Here is a 15,250-nt window from a genome sequence, read left to right on the forward strand (position 1 = left end):
CCACCACGGGAGGTCGCCGCCCTGATGAAGCCGGGTCCGCTCTCCTCCGTCGACGTGCCCGGCGACCTGCCCGGGCCGCGCGACGTGCCTCGGTGTGCGCCGCTGCCCACCCGGGTCGGGGTGGCCACGCCCGGCTCGGACGAGCCGCTCGGCGTGCTCGCCGTAGGGCCCGGTGGGGCCGGCCGCCGCGCCGTGCTCGCCACCCTGCTCGACCTCGACCCCGCACTGCTCGATGTGCCCGACGGCAGCTGGCTGGTGATGCGCCACGGCACCACGGCGACCCGGGCGGCGTACGTGCCGGGCTATCGCCAGCCGCACACCTACGGCGCGGACCGCACGGCCGCCGGCCCCGCGTTGGCGCGTCCGCCGCGTCGGGTCGAGCTGCACCTGCCCGACCCGCTGCTGCGCCACTTCAGCCTGGTCGACACGGCCGACACCGGCACGCTCGGCGCCGCCGGTGTGCCGGTGCTGCTGGACGCGGCCGGTCGGGCCGGAGCGCTGCTCTTCGTGGTCGCCGCCGACCAGGTGTGCACCGCCGCGGAACTCAACCTGCTGGCGGAGGCCGCCCGGGCCAAATTGCCGGTCTTCTTCGTGGTCACTCCGGGCTCGACCGGTTGGTCCGGGTCCGACAGCACGGCGCCGACGGAGGACACGGGGGCGTCCGTCCCGCCGTCCGGGGCCGGGTCCCCCTCGCCCGGCCCCACGGTCGACCCCGTCGCCGTCACGGTGGAAGCACACCGTGCCGCCCTGCTCTCCGCCGTGCCCGGCCTCGCCGAGGCGCGCTGGTTCGCGCTGCACGGTGCCGCCGCGGCGGACCTGCGCCGGGCACTGGTGGGCTGGGCGGTCGACGAAGGGTTGCGCCGCGCCAGCTCCGACCCGCCCATGCTGCCGGGCGAGCACGTTCGGGTGAACGTGGTGACCGACCCGGGCGACTGGTCCGAGCAACTGGACCGGCGGAGTCGCTCGTGTGCCCAGCGGATCCGTCAGCATCTCGCACTCGAACTGGCCAACATCCACCTGCGGGTGGTCCAGGAGATCGTCTTCGGGGTCGGCTGCGCCGGGCTGCCGCAGCTGCTCGACCGCGAGATGGAGGCGCTCTCGCTGCTGGCCACCGTCCAGTGCGACCGGGCGGTGGACGGCATCCTCGACGAAGCCGTCGCCCGGGTCCTCGGGGCGCCGCTGCCCGACGGGGTACGCCAGCGGGTCGTCAAGGCGATCCGCTTCGGGCTCGCCGAGGACCGGCTGGCCCGGGAACTCGACCGGGTGTTGCTCGTCACGAGCACTGCCGGCGTGGCCGGCCTGGCCGGTGGCGGAGCGATCGACGCCCTCGCCGGCTATCCCGGTGCCGCGCGGGCCGAGATCCTGCCACCGGTCGCCGTCGCCCTCTCCGGCGGCTGCTGGCAGCACTGGCGCAGCCCCGGCAACAACGACGCCAACGAGGCGCGGGCATGGGCTCAGCGGGCGCTGCGGGAGGTCGAGCTGGAGCTGGCCCGGGACGTGTCCCGCCGGTTCGAGGTCGTCCGTGTCGCTCTGGGTGCGGTGCTTTCCGATGCGGTCGACCACGGCATCCTGCTCGCCTGACGGCGGCTCCGGCACCCGGCCCGTCGGGCCCGCCCGCCCACCCCTCGGGCGCGGCGCCGGCGGGTCGGGCCTGCCGCTGGAGGGCGATCCGGCCCGGTCCGGCGTTCCGGTTCCTCGGTTCCCGGAAACCGGTGGCACGATGGGGGGCATGGCGGCTCCGCAGGTTGCACCGGTCGAGACGCCGGCCACCGAAGAGGTGCCGGCGTCCGACCGGCCATGGGTGACGATCGTGTGGGACGACCCGGTCAATCTCATGACGTACGTGACCTGGGTCTTCCAGAAGCTCTTCGGCTACAGCCGGGAGAAGGCCGAGAGGTTGATGCTGGACGTGCACCACAAGGGGCGCGCCGTCGTCACCTCCGGCGCCCGGGAGCGGATGGAGCACGACGCGTCACAGCTGCACGCGTACGGGCTCTGGGCGACGGTGGACCGCTCGTGAGCGTGAGGATCGAGCCGATGCTGCGAGCCCCGCAGCCGCGAAAAGGGATGGCGTCTTGAGTATGTTCCGCCGCCAGAGCGGCCGCTACGTCGCCACCTTCGCCTCCGACGAGGTGCGGGTGCTGCGCAAGGTCGCCTCCGAGGTGGTCGGCCTGCTCACCGACGGCTTCGACCACTCCGACCCGGTGGTGGGCCGGCTCTTCCCCGACGCCTATCCGGACGACCGCAGGAGCACGGCCGAGTTCCGCCGGTACACGGAGGGCGACCTCAAGACCGCGAAGATCGACCAGGCCGGCGCCATCCTCGCGGCGTTGCCGGGTGAGTCCGGCGGCGAGGTGCGGTTGGACGCCGAGGCGGCCGAGGCGTGGCTCCGCGCGTTGAACGACGCGCGACTGGCGATGGGCGTCCGGTTGGAGATCAAGGACGGCACCGACCTCGGCGAGGAACTGGACGAGGCGGTCGCCGAGGACCCGACCTCCAGCCGCGTGTTCCAACTGTCGGTCTACGCGTATCTCGGCTATCTCCAGGAATCCCTGCTCAACGCCTTGATCGACGGGGCGTGACGGCGGCCACTCTCGCGGCCCGCGCTGACCAGGCGTTAGGCTGGTCGGCGTGCTGAGCATCGACCGGTCGATCATCGACGCGATCGTGGCCCACGCGCGTCGGGACCATCCGGACGAGGCGTGCGGCGTCATCGCCGGTCCCGTCGGCAGCGACACCCCGACCCGGCACATCCCCATGGACAATGCCGCCCGCTCCATGACCTTCTACGAGTTCGACTCGATGGAGCAGTTGCGGGTCTGGCGGGAGATGGACGAGCGGGACGAGGAGCCCGTGGTCATCTACCACTCGCACACCGCGACCGAGGCCTACCCGTCCCGCACGGACGTCTCCTTCGCCGGTGAACCGGGCGCGCACTACCTGCTCGTCTCCACCCGTGACACCGACGCCGAGGAGATCCGTTCCTTCCGGATCGTGGACGGCGTGGTGACCGAGGAACCGGTCCGGATCGTGGACGGCGTGGTGACCGAGGAACCGGTCCGGGTCGTGGACGCCGCGGTCGACCCGCACGCCGTGCAGTCCTACAAGTTCGGGCAGAGCCCGACGGCGGTCGACTACGAGTGTTCCGGCAGCTGAACGCGACGCCGTAGCACCCGACCCACGTCCCGTCACCGAGGCACACCCGAGAAGGAGCACGACATCATGGCCATCGAGGTTCGTATCCCCACCATCCTGCGCAGCTACACCGGCGGCGCGAAGGTCGTCGAAGGCGCCGGCGACACCCTGGGCGACCTGCTCACCGACCTGGACTCGCGGCACAGCGGCCTGCGGGCGCGCCTGGTCACCGAGGCCGGCGCGCTGCACCGCTTCGTCAACGTCTACGTCAACGACGAGGACGTCCGCTTCCTCGGCGCGTTGGACGCCAAGCTCAGTGATGGTGACAGCGTCACCATCCTGCCGGCGGTCGCCGGCGGTGCGTTCGGCTTCGCCGCCGCGGCCATCGGCGACCAGAAGCTGGCGCCCACCGTGGAGCCCGACCGGCGCGCCTCCGCCGCCGATCGCTGAGGCGGCCGCCATGGCGCGGTACGAGAGCCTGCTCGACGCCTGCGGCGGTACACCCCTGGTAGGGCTGCCCCGGCTCTCGCCGACGGTGCCCGAGGGGGCACCGCCGGTGCGGCTCTGGGCGAAGCTGGAGGACCGGAACCCGACGGGCAGCGTCAAGGACCGGGCGGCCCTGTTCATGGTGCGCGCGGCCGAGGAGGCCGGTCAGCTCCGGCCGGGTGACACCATCCTCGAGCCGACCAGCGGCAACACCGGGATCTCGCTGGCCATGGTCGCGAAGCTGCGCGGCTACCGCCTGGTCTGCGTGATGCCGGAGAACGTGTCGACGGAGCGGGTCCAGCTGCTCCGGATGTACGGCGCGGAGATCATCTTCTCGCCGGCGGCCGGCGGGTCGAACCAGGCGGTCGCCACCGCCAAGCAGATCGCCGCCGAGCACCCCGACTGGGTGATGCTCTACCAGTACGGCAACGAGGCGAACGCCCGGGCGCACTACGAGACGACCGGGCCGGAGCTGCTGCGCGACCTGCCGACGATCACCCACTTCGTGGCCGGCCTGGGCACCACGGGCACGCTCATGGGCACCGGACGCTACCTGCGGGAGAAGGTCGAGGGCGTCCAGGTCGTCGCGGCCGAGCCGCGCTACGGCGAGCTGGTCTACGGTCTGCGCAACATCGACGAGGGGTACGTCCCGGAGCTCTACGACGCGACTGTGCTGTCCCGACGGTTCTCCGTCGGTACGCGGGACGCGGTACTGCGTACGCGGCAGCTCGTCGAGGTGGAGGGCATCTTCGCGGGCTTCTCCACCGGCGCGATCCTGCACGCCGCCCTCGCGGTCGCCCACCAGGCGGTGCGGGTGGGTCGCCGTGCCGACGTGGCTTTCGTGGTCGCTGACGGCGGCTGGAAGTACCTCTCCACCGGGGCGTACGGCGGCACGTTGGCCGATGCCGAAGAGGCCCTGGACGGGCAGCTCTGGGCCTGACCCGGCGGGTGCCGTGCCCTCACGTAGCGCGACGGCCGGTGTCGCGATGATGTTCGAATTCGGTCACGCGATGCCGGTCGTCCCCGCGCTCGGTGTCACCTTGACGACAACTTTCACCGGATGATTCTTGCGCCCGCGCGTGCCAGCGTAGGCTGCGCTGCGTGGCGTACGCGTCGGTCGAGATCATGAGCCGAGCGACGACCGGCGTGGCGACTACGCAACGTGACAGCGAGACGACTCGATGCGACTGACCGTCCTGGGCTGCGCGGGAAGTTTCCCCGGACCGGAGTCGCCGTGCTCCGCCTACCTGGTAGAGGCCGACGGGTTCCGGCTGCTGATCGACTTCGGCTCCGGTTCGCTCTCCACTCTTCAGCGCTACGCGGGCCTGCACGCCCCGGACGCGATCCTCCTCACCCACCTGCACTGCGACCACGTCCTCGACGCCGTGACGTACGTGGTCGTCCGCCGCTACGCCCCCGACGGCCCGTACCCGCCTCTGCCGGTGTACGCGCCCTCCGGTGCCCCCGACCGGCTGATGGCCGCGTACGGCGACGACGGCACCATGGACGACGTCTACCAGTTCTACGGCCTGCAGCCCGGCACCTTCCCGATCGGCCCGCTCACCGTCACCGTCGACCGGGTCAACCATCCCGTCGAGACGTACGGGGTGCGGCTCGAACACGACGGCCGGGTGCTCTGCTACTCGTCCGACACGGCCCCGTGCGACTCGCTGCTGCGCCTGGCGCAGGACGCCGACGTGTTCCTGTGCGAGGCGAGCTATCTCGACGGTGTGGAGAACCCGCCGGACCTGCACCTGACCGGCCGGGAGGCCGGCGAGGCGGCGACGAAGGCGGGTGTCGGCCGGCTGCTGCTCACGCACCTGGTGGCCGCCTGGGGCAGTGAGGCGCACACCGTCGAGTCGGCCGCCGCCGCGTACGCCGGGCCGCTCGACGTGGTCCGTCCCGGCGCGAGCTACGAAATCTGACCCGCCGGGCACCGACCGCTCCTGCCGCGGTGTTCGCCGGACCGTCCGGCCGGCGCCGACGTGGTGCTCGCACCCGGACGTCGGCCCGGCCCGACCGGCCGCGCGCCTGGCCGGGCGGGTCGGGGACACCGCGGCGCGGCCGGATCAGTGAACCGCATAGGGTGCAGGCATGGCACGACCCGACGGGCGACAGCCCGACCAACTCCGACCGGTGACGCTGACCCGGGGGTGGAGCACCCATCCGGAGGGCTCCGTGCTCGTCGAGTTCGGTGCGACCCGCGTGCTCTGCACGGCGAGCGTGACCGAGGGGGTGCCCCGCTGGCGGAAAGGCTCCGGCCTCGGCTGGGTCACCGCCGAGTACGCGATGCTGCCCCGGGCCACCAACACCCGATCCGACCGGGAGAGCGTCCGAGGGAAGATCGGCGGGCGTACGCACGAGATCTCCCGGCTGATCGGCCGGAGCCTGCGCGCCAGCGTCGACCTGAAGGCGCTCGGCGAGAACTCGATCGTGCTCGACTGCGACGTGCTCCAGGCCGACGGCGGCACCCGGACGGCGGCCATCACTGGCGCGTACGTGGCGTTGTACGACGCGGTCCGCTGGCTCGCCGACCGCAAGGCGCTGGTCGGCAAGCCGGAGACGGTGATGCACCGGTCGGTGGCCGCGGTCAGCGTCGGCGTCATCGGCGGCGAGGCGCGCCTCGACCTCTGCTACGCCGAGGACGTGGCCGCCGAGGTCGACATGAACGTGGTCTGCACCGGCACCGGCGACTTCGTCGAGGTGCAGGGCACCGGGGAGGCGGGCGTGTTTCCCCGGAGTCAGCTCGACGCCCTGCTCGACCTCGGGGTGGCGGGCTGCGCGGAACTGGCCGAGATCCAGCGGAAGGCTCTCTCATGAGCGCGAGGAGCGAGCTCGCGAGCCCCGCAGTCGCGAGCAAAGGCGGAATGCTGTGAACAAAATCCTGCTGGCCACCCGTAACCGTAAGAAGCTGGTGGAGCTGCAGCGGATCCTCGACGGTGCGCTCGGCGCGCACCGGGTCGCTCTGCTGGGCCTCGACGACGTCGAGGAGTACCCGGAGCTGCCGGAGACGGGTCTGACCTTCGGTGAGAACGCTCTGATCAAGGCGCGGGAGGGGTTCCGGCGTACCGGCCTGCCCACCGTCGCCGACGACTCCGGACTGGCAGTCGACGCGATGGGCGGGATGCCCGGTGTCTTCAGCGCCCGCTGGTCCGGACGGCACGGTGACGATCAGGCGAACCTTCAGCTGCTGCTCGACCAGACCGCCGACCTGCCGGACGAGCACCGCTCCGCCTCGTTCGTCTGCGCCGTCGCCCTGGTGCTGCCGGGCGGCAAGGAGCACCTGGTCGACGGCCGGCAGCCCGGACGGTTGCTGCGCGCTCCGCGTGGCGACGGAGGCTTCGGCTACGACCCGATCTTCATGGGCGACGGGCAGACCCGGACCAACGCCGAGCTGACGCCCGACGAGAAGGACGCGATCAGCCACCGCGGTAAGGCGCTGCGCGAGTTGGCCAAGCTTGTCGCAAAGCTCCTCCAACCCACCCCCTGACCGCGGCCACCTCCCCGGTGGCAGGCACTCGTTCACGGAAAGCGTGGCTATCCCGCATCGGATAGCCACGCTTTCCGTGTATGAGGCGTTGCGTCGGAGCTGGGGGTTGGAAGGGGGCGGGGGTTAGGCCAGGGGGCCGAGGTCGCGTTCGATCGCGGCGCGCAGGTCGGGGCCGCGGAGCACTTCCCGTGCCGCCTCCATGAGCGGGGCGAGGAACACGTCCGGGCCCGGCTCACCGGCGATGCCTCCGAGCGCCGCGACCGCGGCCCGCCCGGCCGGCGACGGGGTGAGCGGGGCGCGCAGCTGAAGGCCCCGCACCGCGGCCAGCAGCTCGACCGCGAGCACGCTGGTCAGGTTGTCCAGGACCGTACGCAGCTTCTTGGCCGCCGCCCAGCCCATCGAGACGTGGTCCTCCTGCATACCGCTGGTGGGAAGCGAGTCCACCGAGGCGGGCGCGGCGAGCCGGCGGTTCTCCGCGACGATCCCGGCCGCCGTGTACTGGGCGATCATCAGGCCGGAGTTCACCCCGGCGTCGGGGGACAGGAACGCCGGCAGGTCCCGGGAGCGGGTGACGTCCAGCAGCCGGTCGACCCGCCGCTCGGCGATCGCCCCGACCTCGACGGCGGCGATGGCCAGGAAGTCGGCGGCGAAGCCGAGCGGCGCGCCGTGGAAGTTCCCGGTCGACTCGACCCGGCCGTCCGGCAGCACCACCGGGTTGTCCACCACCGAGATCAGCTCGCGGTCGGCCACCGTACGGGCGAAGTCCAGCGTGTCGCGGGCCGCTCCGGCCACCTGCGGCGCACAGCGCATCGAGTACGCGTCCTGAACCGCGTGCGCCAGGTCGTCCCGGTGCGAGTCCATCACCGCCGAGTTCTGCAGCAGCCGGTGGATGTTCGCCGCCGACGCCGTCTGGCCGGGGTGCGGGCGGATGCTGTGCAACTCGGGCAGGAACGGCCGGTCCGAGCCGAGCATCGCCTCGATGGCGAGCGCGGCGGTCACGTCCGCCATGGTGAACAGGTGCGCGGCGTCGTGCAGGGCGAGCAGCAGCATGCCGAGCATGCCGTCGGTGCCGTTGATCAGCGCCAGCCCCTCCTTGGCGGCCAGCTCGATCGGCGCCAGGCCGGCCTGGCGCAGCGCGTCCGCCGCGTCGACCCGCTCGCCGTTCGGGCCGAGGACCCAGCCCTCGCCGAGCAACACCAACGCGCAGTGTGCCAGCGGGGCGAGGTCGCCGGAGGCGCCCAGCGAACCGTGCTCCGGCACCCACGGGGTGATGTCGTGGTTGAGCAGGTCCACCAGCGCCTCGGCGACCAGCGGCCGGACCCCGGAGCGGCCCAGCGCGAGCGAGCGGACCCGCAGCAGCATCATCGCCCGGACCACCTCCCGGGGCATGGGTGCACCCACCCCGGCGGCGTGTGAGCGGATCAACGCGTGCTGGAGCTCGGCCCGACGTTCCGGGGCGACGAACGTGTTCGCCAGTGCGCCGAAGCCGGTGGAGACGCCGTAGACGGGCCGGCCGGCGGCCTCGATGCCGTCCACGATCGCCCGGCTGGTCGCCATCGCCTCCGTCGCGGCGGGATCGAGCACGACCTTGACGCCGCCGCGTGCCACGGCGAGGACGTCGGCGGGGGTGATGCCGGTGGGCTGGATGGAAACGGTCATTGTGGTACTCCGTTGTGCAGGACCTGGCGGATCAGCGGCACACCCGGCCGGTAGGCCAGGTGCAGGTGGGAGGGGGCGTCGAGGACGATCAGGTCGGCCCGGGCACCGCGGCGTAGCACACCGACGTCGTCGCGGCGCAGCGCCCGCGCGCCACCGGCGGTCGCGGCCCAGACCGCCTCCGCCGGCGTCATCCGCATCTCGCGTACGGCGAGGGCGATGCAGAACGGCATCGACGAGGTGTACGACGAACCGGGGTTGCAGTCGGTCGCCAGCGCGACGGTGACACCCGCGTCGAGCAGCCGCCGCGCGTCCGGGTAGGGCGATCGGGTGGAGAACTCCGCCCCGGGCAGCAGGGTCGCGACGGTAGTGGTGTGCCGGCCGTCCGGGCACATGCAGCCGATCCGGTGCGACGCGAGCGCGTCGATGTCGGCGTCGGACAGGTGGGTGCAGTGGTCCACACTGGCCGCGCCCAGCTCGACACCGAGCTGCACGCCCGGGCCGGGACCGAGCTGGTTGGCGTGCACCCGTACGCCCAGCCCGACGGCCTGCCCGCAGGCGAGGATCGCGCGGGCGTGGTCCACGTCGAAGGCGCCCCGCTCGCAGAACACGTCGATCCAGCGGGCGTACGGGGCGGCGGCGGCGAGCATCGGCCCACACACCATCCCCACGTAGTCGTCGGGACGGTCGGCGTACTCGGCCGGCACGACGTGCGCGCCGAGGAACGTGGTGTCCTCGCTGAACTCGGCGGCGATCCGAAGCGAGCGGGCCTCGTCGGCGACGGTGAGGCCGTACCCGCTCTTGATCTCGATGGTGGTGGTGCCCTGCCGCAGCGCCTCGTCGCGCAGCCGCCGTACGTTGCGGCGCAGCTCGCTGTCGGAGGCGGCGCGGGTGGCGCCGACGGTGGTCCGGATCCCGCCCCCGGTGTACGGCTCGCCCGCCATCCGGGCGGCGAACTCGGCCGCCCGGTCCCCGGCGAAGACCAGGTGCGCGTGGCTGTCCACGAAACCCGGAAGCACCGCGGCGCCTCCGGCGTCGACCCGCCGGTCGGCAGCCGGCGCACCCCGGGCCGGCCCCACCCACGCGACCAGCCCGTCCTCCACCAGCAGGGCGGCGTCGCGGTGGATGCCCAGCGGCCCGCCCTCGCCCCCACCGAAGGCGTTGGTGACCAGCTCCCCGATGTTGTCCACGAGCAGGCTGCCGCTGCTTCGGACGGTCGGCCGCGCCGGGTCGCCCGGCCGCACCGGGCGCGTCGGCCACAGGTCCGTGCTCACGAGGTCACCTCCGCGATGGCCCTACCCAACTCGGTGGGCACGTCGACGCTGCGATGCCGGCCGTCGGCGACGATCGTCCGCCCGTCCACCACCACGGTGGTGACGTCGGCCGCGGTGGCCGCGAAGAACGCACCGACCGCCGGTACCCCGGCGGTGCGGACGCTGTCCAGCCGGACCGTGACCAGGTCGGCGCGGGCCCCGACGGCGATCCGGCCGGCGTCGGTCCAGCCCAGCGCGGCGTGCCCGGCGGCGGTCGCCGCGGTCACCAGGTCGGCCGCGGCGAAGTGCCCTCGGCGACGGGTACGCAGCCGCTCGTCCAACTCCACGGCGCGCGCCTCCTCGAAGAGGTCGATCACCGCATGACTGTCGCTGCCCAGGCTGAGCGGTATGCCGACGTCGGCCATCCGGCGGGCCGGCCCGATACCGTCCGCCAGGTCGCGCTCGGTGGTGGGGCAGAGGCAGACACCGGTCCGGCTCTCCGCGAGCAGGCCCAGGTCGGCGCTCGTCGGGTGGGTGGCGTGCACGGCGGTGGTGGCCGGGCCCAGCACCTCCCGGTCGGCGAGCAGCCGCGTCGGCGTACTGCCGTGCACCGCCCGGCAGGCGTCGTTCTCCGCCGGCTGCTCCGACAGGTGCACGTGCAGCGGGGCGTCCCGCTCGCGTGCCCAGCGGGCCACCGTGTCGAGCTGCTCGGCGGGTACGGCCCGCACCGAGTGCACCGCCGCACCGACCTTGGCGTGCCCGCCCGCCGGCGTGAACGCCGCCGCCCGCTCGCCCCACCGCACGGCGTCACCGTCACCGAAGCGCAACTGCGGCCCGGTCAGCGGCTGACCGTCCACCGACGCGGTCAGGTAGCAGGTGTCCAGCAGGGTGATCCGGACGCCGGCCTGGGCGGCGGCCTCGACCAGCGCCGCGCTCATCGCGTTCGGGTCGTCGTACGGGGTGCCGCCCGGAGCGTGGTGCAGGTAGTGGAACTCGCCCACGCCGGTGATCCCGGCCAGCGCCATCTCGGCGAAGGTGGCCCGGGCCAGCGCCAGGTACGAGTCCGGGTCGAGGCGGACGGTGAGCGCGTACATCTGGTCCCGCCAGGTCCAGAAGTCGCCCCGCCCACCCTGCGTACGCCCGCGCAGCGCCCGATGGAAGGCGTGCGAATGCGCGTTGGCCAGTCCGGGCAGGGTCAGTCCGGGCAGCCGTACCGCGTCGGTGAGCACCTCGATCCCGGCGGTGGGCGCACCACCCCGGGTCAACGGCGTCACCGCCGTGAAACGGCCGTCCTCCGCCTCGATCAGCACGTCCGCGATCGGCTCGGCGTGGTCGGGCAGCCAGGCGTACTCGGCCAACCAGCGGGTGGCGGTCATGCCACACGCCCCCTTCCGAGCTGAATCGTCTGCGACATCCCCCGATCCTGACGGCACCGGGCCGCCTCCCGCCTCGCGCAACGCGGGACGACCCGGGCGGCGTCCGCTGCCCGGCCCGGCGTGCTGGTCAGCACGTCAGCTCCGCCAGCACCCGGGCCAGCGCGGCCACGCCCGCGGCGCAGTCGGCGTCGGTGGCGGACTCGGCGGGGGAGTGCGACACCCCGGTGGGGTTGCGGACGAAGAGCATGGCGGTCGGCAGATGCCCGGCGAGCACACCGGCGTCGTGGCCGGCCCCGGTCGGCAGCACCGGGGCGTCCAGCAGGGCGGCCAACCGGTCGGCCAGCCCGCCGTCGAAGGCGACCAGCGGGGTGGCCGACTCCTCGGTCAGCGTGACAGCGGTGCCGTCGCGGCGGGCCCGCTCCACCGCCTTGTCGTGCACGGCCTCCACCAGGCCGGTCAGGATCTCCGGCTCCGCCGCCCGAGCGTCCAGCCAGCCGGTCACCCGGGACGGGATCGCGTTGGTGGCGTTCGGTTCCACCGACACCCGGCCGACGGTGGCGTACGCGCCACGCAGCCGGGCCTCCTTGTTGGCGGCGAGCACCGTGAAGGCGTACGTCAGCATCGGATCGCGGCGGTCGGCCATCCGGGTGGTGCCGGCGTGGTTGCCCTCGCCCCGGAAGTCGAAACGCCAGCGGCCGTGCGGCCAGATCGCGCTGGCCACCGCCACCGGCGCGACGGTGTCGGCCAGTGCGCGGCCCTGCTCGACGTGCAGCTCCACGAAGGACCGGAACCGCCCCCACAGCTCCGGGCGGGCACCCGCCGGCGCATGGCCCAGCGCCTCGGCGAAGCTCACCCCGTCGGCGTCCCGCAGCACCGCCGCGCGCTCCGCCGGCAACGCCCCGGTGAGCAACCGCGAACCCAGGCACGGTACGCCGAACCGCGCCCCCTCCTCCTCCACGAACGCGCCGACCGCCAGCGGCCGGGCCGGGGTGACCCCCGACTCCCGCAGCTCGTCGACGGCGAGGAACGCACTCACGATGCCGAGCGGGCCGTCGTACGCCCCGCCGTGCGGCACCGAGTCGAAGTGGCTGCCGGTCAGCACGGCGTCGCCCGCGTCCGGGTCACCCCACCAGGCGAAGAGGTTGCCGTTGCCGTCCTCGATGATCGGCATGCCACGCTGCTCGGCCTGGTCCCGGAACCAGCCGCGCAGCAGCAGTTCCGGTTCGGTCAGCGCGTACCGGAGGTAGCCGCCACTGCCGGCGTCCCGGCCGATCGGCGCGATCTCGTCCCAGAGCTTCCGGAACCGCGCGGTGAGGTCGCTCACTCGGCGCCCTCCGCCATGGGGACCCGGACACCGGTGCGCTCGGCCACCTCGCGGGCGTTGTCGTAGCCGGCGTCCACGTGCCGGATCACACCCATCGCGGGGTCGTTGGTGAGCACCCGCTCGATCTTCTGACCCGCCAGCGCGCTGCCGTCGGCCACACACACCTGGCCGGCGTGGATCGAGCGGCCCATGCCCACGCCGCCGCCGTGGTGGATGGACACCCAGGACGCCCCGCTCGCCGTGTTGACCAGGGCGTTCAGCAGCGGCCAGTCGGCGATCGCGTCAGAGCCGTCGGCCATCGCCTCCGTCTCCCGGTAGGGGCTGGCCACGCTGCCGGCGTCCAGATGGTCGCGGCCGATCACCACCGGGGCGGAGAGCTCCCCCGAGGCCACCATCTCGTTGAACCGCACACCCGCCTTGTCCCGCTCGCCGTAGCCGAGCCAGCAGATGCGCGCCGGCAGGCCCTGGAAAGCGACCCGCTCACCGGCCATCCGGATCCACCGGGCGAGGGACTCGTTCTCCGGGAACAGCTCGAGGATGGCCCGGTCGGTGGCGGCGATGTCGGCCGGGTCACCGGAGAGGGCCGCCCAGCGGAAGGGGCCCTTGCCCTCGCAGAACAGCGGCCGGATGTACGCCGGTACGAAGCCGGGGAAGTCGAACGCCCGCTCGTAGCCGGCGAGCTTCGCCTCGCCCCGGATCGAGTTGCCGTAGTCGAAGACCTCCGCTCCGGCGTCGAGGAAACCGACCATCGCCGCCACGTGCCGGGCCATCGACGAACGCGCCCGGTCGGTGAACTCGGCCGGCTTCGCCGCCGCGTAGTCCCGGGCGTCGGCCAGTTCCACTCCCACCGGCAGGTACGACAGCGGGTCGTGCGCGCTGGTCTGGTCGGTGACGATGTCGATCTCGACGCCCTTGACCAGCAGCTCGGGGAAGACGACTGCGGCGTTGCCCACCACGCCGATCGAGAGGGCCCGGCGCTCACGCTTCGCGGCGAGCGCCCGCTCCACCGCGTCGTCCAGCGAGTCGGCGATCTCGTCCAGGTAGCGGTCGTGCGCCCGCCGCTCCAGGCGGGACCGGTCCACGTCCACGATCAGGCAGACGCCGCCGTTCATGGTCACCGCGAGCGGCTGCGCCCCACCCATCCCGCCGCAGCCGGCGGTGAGCGTCAACGTGCCCGCGAGCGAGCCGCCGAACCGCTTGGCCGCGACCGCCGCGAACGTCTCGTACGTGCCCTGCAGGATGCCCTGCGTGCCGATGTAGATCCACGAGCCGGCCGTCATCTGCCCGTACATGGTGAGGCCGAGCTGCTCCAGCCGGCGGAACTCCGGCCAGTTCGCCCAGTCACCGACGAGGTTCGAGTTGGCGAGCAGTACCCGCGGTGCCCATTCGTGCGTACGCAGCACGCCCACCGGGCGTCCGGACTGCACCAGCATCGTCTCGTCGTCGCGCAGGTCGGTGAGCGTACGCACCAACGCGTGGTACGACGGCCAGTCCCGGGCGGCCTTGCCGGTGCCGCCGTAGACCACCAGGTCCTCGGGGCGCTCGGCGACCTCCGGGTCGAGGTTGTTCATGAGCATCCGCAGCGCGGCCTCCTGCGGCCAGCCACGGGCGGTGAGTTCAGCGCCACGGGCGGCGCGGACGGGGTGGGACATCTCTGGTCCTCTCTCAGTCGAGGAACAACTGTCGGCGGGCGGCGGACGCCTCGAACGCCTCCAGTCGACGCTGGGTGTCGGCCGGCATGGCGTCGCAGATTGCCTGGAGCAGCACCATGGCCAGGGCCATCGGAGCGGTGTGCAGGTCGAAGACGAGGTCGGCGCCGACGGCGGCGGGCAGCAGCACGTCGGCGTGGTCGGCGGCCGGGCTGACCGGTGAGTCGGTGATGGCCACGACGGTGAGCCCGGCGTCGCGGGCCTCGCGCAGCGCGTCCAGGGTCTCGCGGGGATAGCGGGGCAACACGAAGGCGAGCAGGGCGCTCGCCCCCGCCGCTGCGGCCTGCTCCAGGCGGTCGGTGAGCAGGCTGCCGCCGTCGTCGAGCACCCGTACGTCCGGGTGCACCTTCGCGGCGAAGTAGGCGAAGTACGCGGCCAGCGGCGCGGCGGCGCGCAGGCCCAGGACCGGGAGCGGCCGGCTGGCGGCGAGCAGTTGCCCGGTGCCGGCGATCCGGTCCCGGTCGGCGAGTTCCCCGGCGAGCCGGTCCAGGTTGCCGATCTCGGCGCGTACGGCCTGCTGGAGCTCGTTGCCGGCGTCGGCGCGGCCGTCCGGCGCACCGGCGGTCAGCTCGCGCAGCCGGCGGCGCAGCGCGGGGTAGCCGTCGTGCCCGAGCGCGACGGCGAACCGGGTGACCGAGGGCTGGCTGACCCCGGCCAGCTCGGCCACCTCGGCGGCGGAGAGATACGCCACGGCCGGGGCGTGCTGCACCAGGCAGTGCGCGATCCGGCGTTGGGTGGGGGTGAGCCGGACCCCGTGGAACAGGTCGAGCACCCGCTCAGTGGGTACGGCGACAGCTCCCTCATTCACGCCGTGACTCTAT

15 protein-coding genes are annotated in these 15,250 nt (G+C 73.3%); 9 read left to right on the forward strand and 6 right to left on the reverse strand.

The window, feature by feature from the left end; genetic code table 11:
- Positions 1 to 24 precede the first annotated feature (24 nt).
- From BXA10_RS11690 to rdgB, 9 genes are all read left to right on the forward strand, one after another.
- Positions 25 to 1,581, forward strand: a complete 1,557-nt coding sequence (locus tag BXA10_RS11690) for a hypothetical protein (protein WP_076470344.1) — start codon at positions 25 to 27, stop codon at positions 1,579 to 1,581.
- Between the two features lie 148 nt (positions 1,582 to 1,729).
- Entirely contained in the window at positions 1,730 to 2,020 is a 291-nt protein-coding gene (clpS, locus tag BXA10_RS11695) for an ATP-dependent Clp protease adapter ClpS (protein WP_076470345.1), read from the forward strand.
- A 61-nt stretch (positions 2,021 to 2,081) separates the two neighbouring features.
- A complete protein-coding gene (locus BXA10_RS11700; RefSeq protein ID WP_175649191.1) occupies positions 2,082 to 2,582 on the forward strand; it encodes a DUF2017 domain-containing protein in 501 nt (166 codons plus the stop codon).
- A gap of 49 nt (positions 2,583 to 2,631) precedes the next feature.
- Positions 2,632 to 3,156, forward strand: a complete 525-nt coding sequence (locus BXA10_RS11705) for a M67 family metallopeptidase (RefSeq protein WP_076470347.1) — start codon at positions 2,632 to 2,634, stop codon at positions 3,154 to 3,156.
- A 66-nt stretch (positions 3,157 to 3,222) separates the two neighbouring features.
- Positions 3,223 to 3,585, forward strand: a complete 363-nt coding sequence (locus BXA10_RS11710) for a MoaD family protein (RefSeq protein ID WP_076470348.1) — start codon at positions 3,223 to 3,225, stop codon at positions 3,583 to 3,585.
- A gap of 10 nt (positions 3,586 to 3,595) precedes the next feature.
- Complete coding sequence (locus BXA10_RS11715) at positions 3,596 to 4,561, forward strand: PLP-dependent cysteine synthase family protein (protein WP_076470349.1); 966 nt, start codon at positions 3,596 to 3,598, stop codon at positions 4,559 to 4,561.
- 241 nt (positions 4,562 to 4,802) lie between these two features.
- On the forward strand, positions 4,803 to 5,546 hold the full coding sequence (locus BXA10_RS11720) for an MBL fold metallo-hydrolase (protein ID WP_076470350.1): 744 nt from the start codon (positions 4,803 to 4,805) through the stop codon (positions 5,544 to 5,546).
- 169 nt (positions 5,547 to 5,715) lie between these two features.
- Positions 5,716 to 6,441, forward strand: a complete 726-nt coding sequence (rph, locus tag BXA10_RS11725; protein ID WP_076470351.1) for a ribonuclease PH — start codon at positions 5,716 to 5,718, stop codon at positions 6,439 to 6,441.
- A gap of 52 nt (positions 6,442 to 6,493) precedes the next feature.
- Positions 6,494 to 7,111 (forward strand): RdgB/HAM1 family non-canonical purine NTP pyrophosphatase, encoded by a 618-nt coding sequence (gene rdgB, locus BXA10_RS11730; protein WP_076470352.1) that lies wholly within the window; start codon positions 6,494 to 6,496, stop codon positions 7,109 to 7,111.
- Positions 7,112 to 7,234: 123 nt separating this feature from the next.
- On the opposite strand, the gene hutH is transcribed toward rdgB, so the two are convergent.
- The 6 genes from hutH to BXA10_RS11760 all read right to left on the reverse strand — a co-directional run bounded on the left by hutH (position 7,235) and on the right by BXA10_RS11760 (position 15,237).
- Complete coding sequence (gene hutH, locus BXA10_RS11735; RefSeq protein WP_076470353.1) at positions 7,235 to 8,770, reverse strand: histidine ammonia-lyase; 1,536 nt, start codon at positions 8,768 to 8,770, stop codon at positions 7,235 to 7,237.
- Positions 8,767 to 10,011 carry an imidazolonepropionase gene (gene hutI / locus BXA10_RS11740; protein WP_076470568.1) on the reverse strand — a complete coding sequence of 415 codons (1,245 nt, stop codon included), beginning with the start codon at positions 10,009 to 10,011 and terminating at the stop codon, positions 8,767 to 8,769. The genes hutH and hutI overlap by 4 nt, the downstream gene beginning before the upstream one ends.
- A 26-nt stretch (positions 10,012 to 10,037) precedes the next feature.
- Complete coding sequence (locus BXA10_RS11745) at positions 10,038 to 11,396, reverse strand: formimidoylglutamate deiminase (RefSeq protein WP_076470354.1); 1,359 nt, start codon at positions 11,394 to 11,396, stop codon at positions 10,038 to 10,040.
- A 127-nt stretch (positions 11,397 to 11,523) separates the two neighbouring features.
- Positions 11,524 to 12,720 carry an allantoate amidohydrolase gene (locus tag BXA10_RS11750; RefSeq protein WP_076470355.1) on the reverse strand — a complete coding sequence of 399 codons (1,197 nt, stop codon included), beginning with the start codon at positions 12,718 to 12,720 and terminating at the stop codon, positions 11,524 to 11,526.
- Positions 12,717 to 14,372, reverse strand: a complete 1,656-nt coding sequence (gene hutU, locus BXA10_RS11755) for a urocanate hydratase (protein WP_076470356.1) — start codon at positions 14,370 to 14,372, stop codon at positions 12,717 to 12,719. The genes BXA10_RS11750 and hutU overlap by 4 nt, the downstream gene beginning before the upstream one ends.
- Before the next feature lie 13 nt (positions 14,373 to 14,385).
- Positions 14,386 to 15,237, reverse strand: coding sequence for a MurR/RpiR family transcriptional regulator (locus BXA10_RS11760; protein ID WP_076470357.1), 852 nt, complete (start codon positions 15,235 to 15,237; stop codon positions 14,386 to 14,388).
- Positions 15,238 to 15,250: the final 13 nt, after the last annotated feature.

This window comes from Micromonospora avicenniae, assembly GCF_900156065.1.
GTDB classification, from domain to species: Bacteria; Actinomycetota; Actinomycetes; order Mycobacteriales; family Micromonosporaceae; genus Micromonospora; species Micromonospora avicenniae.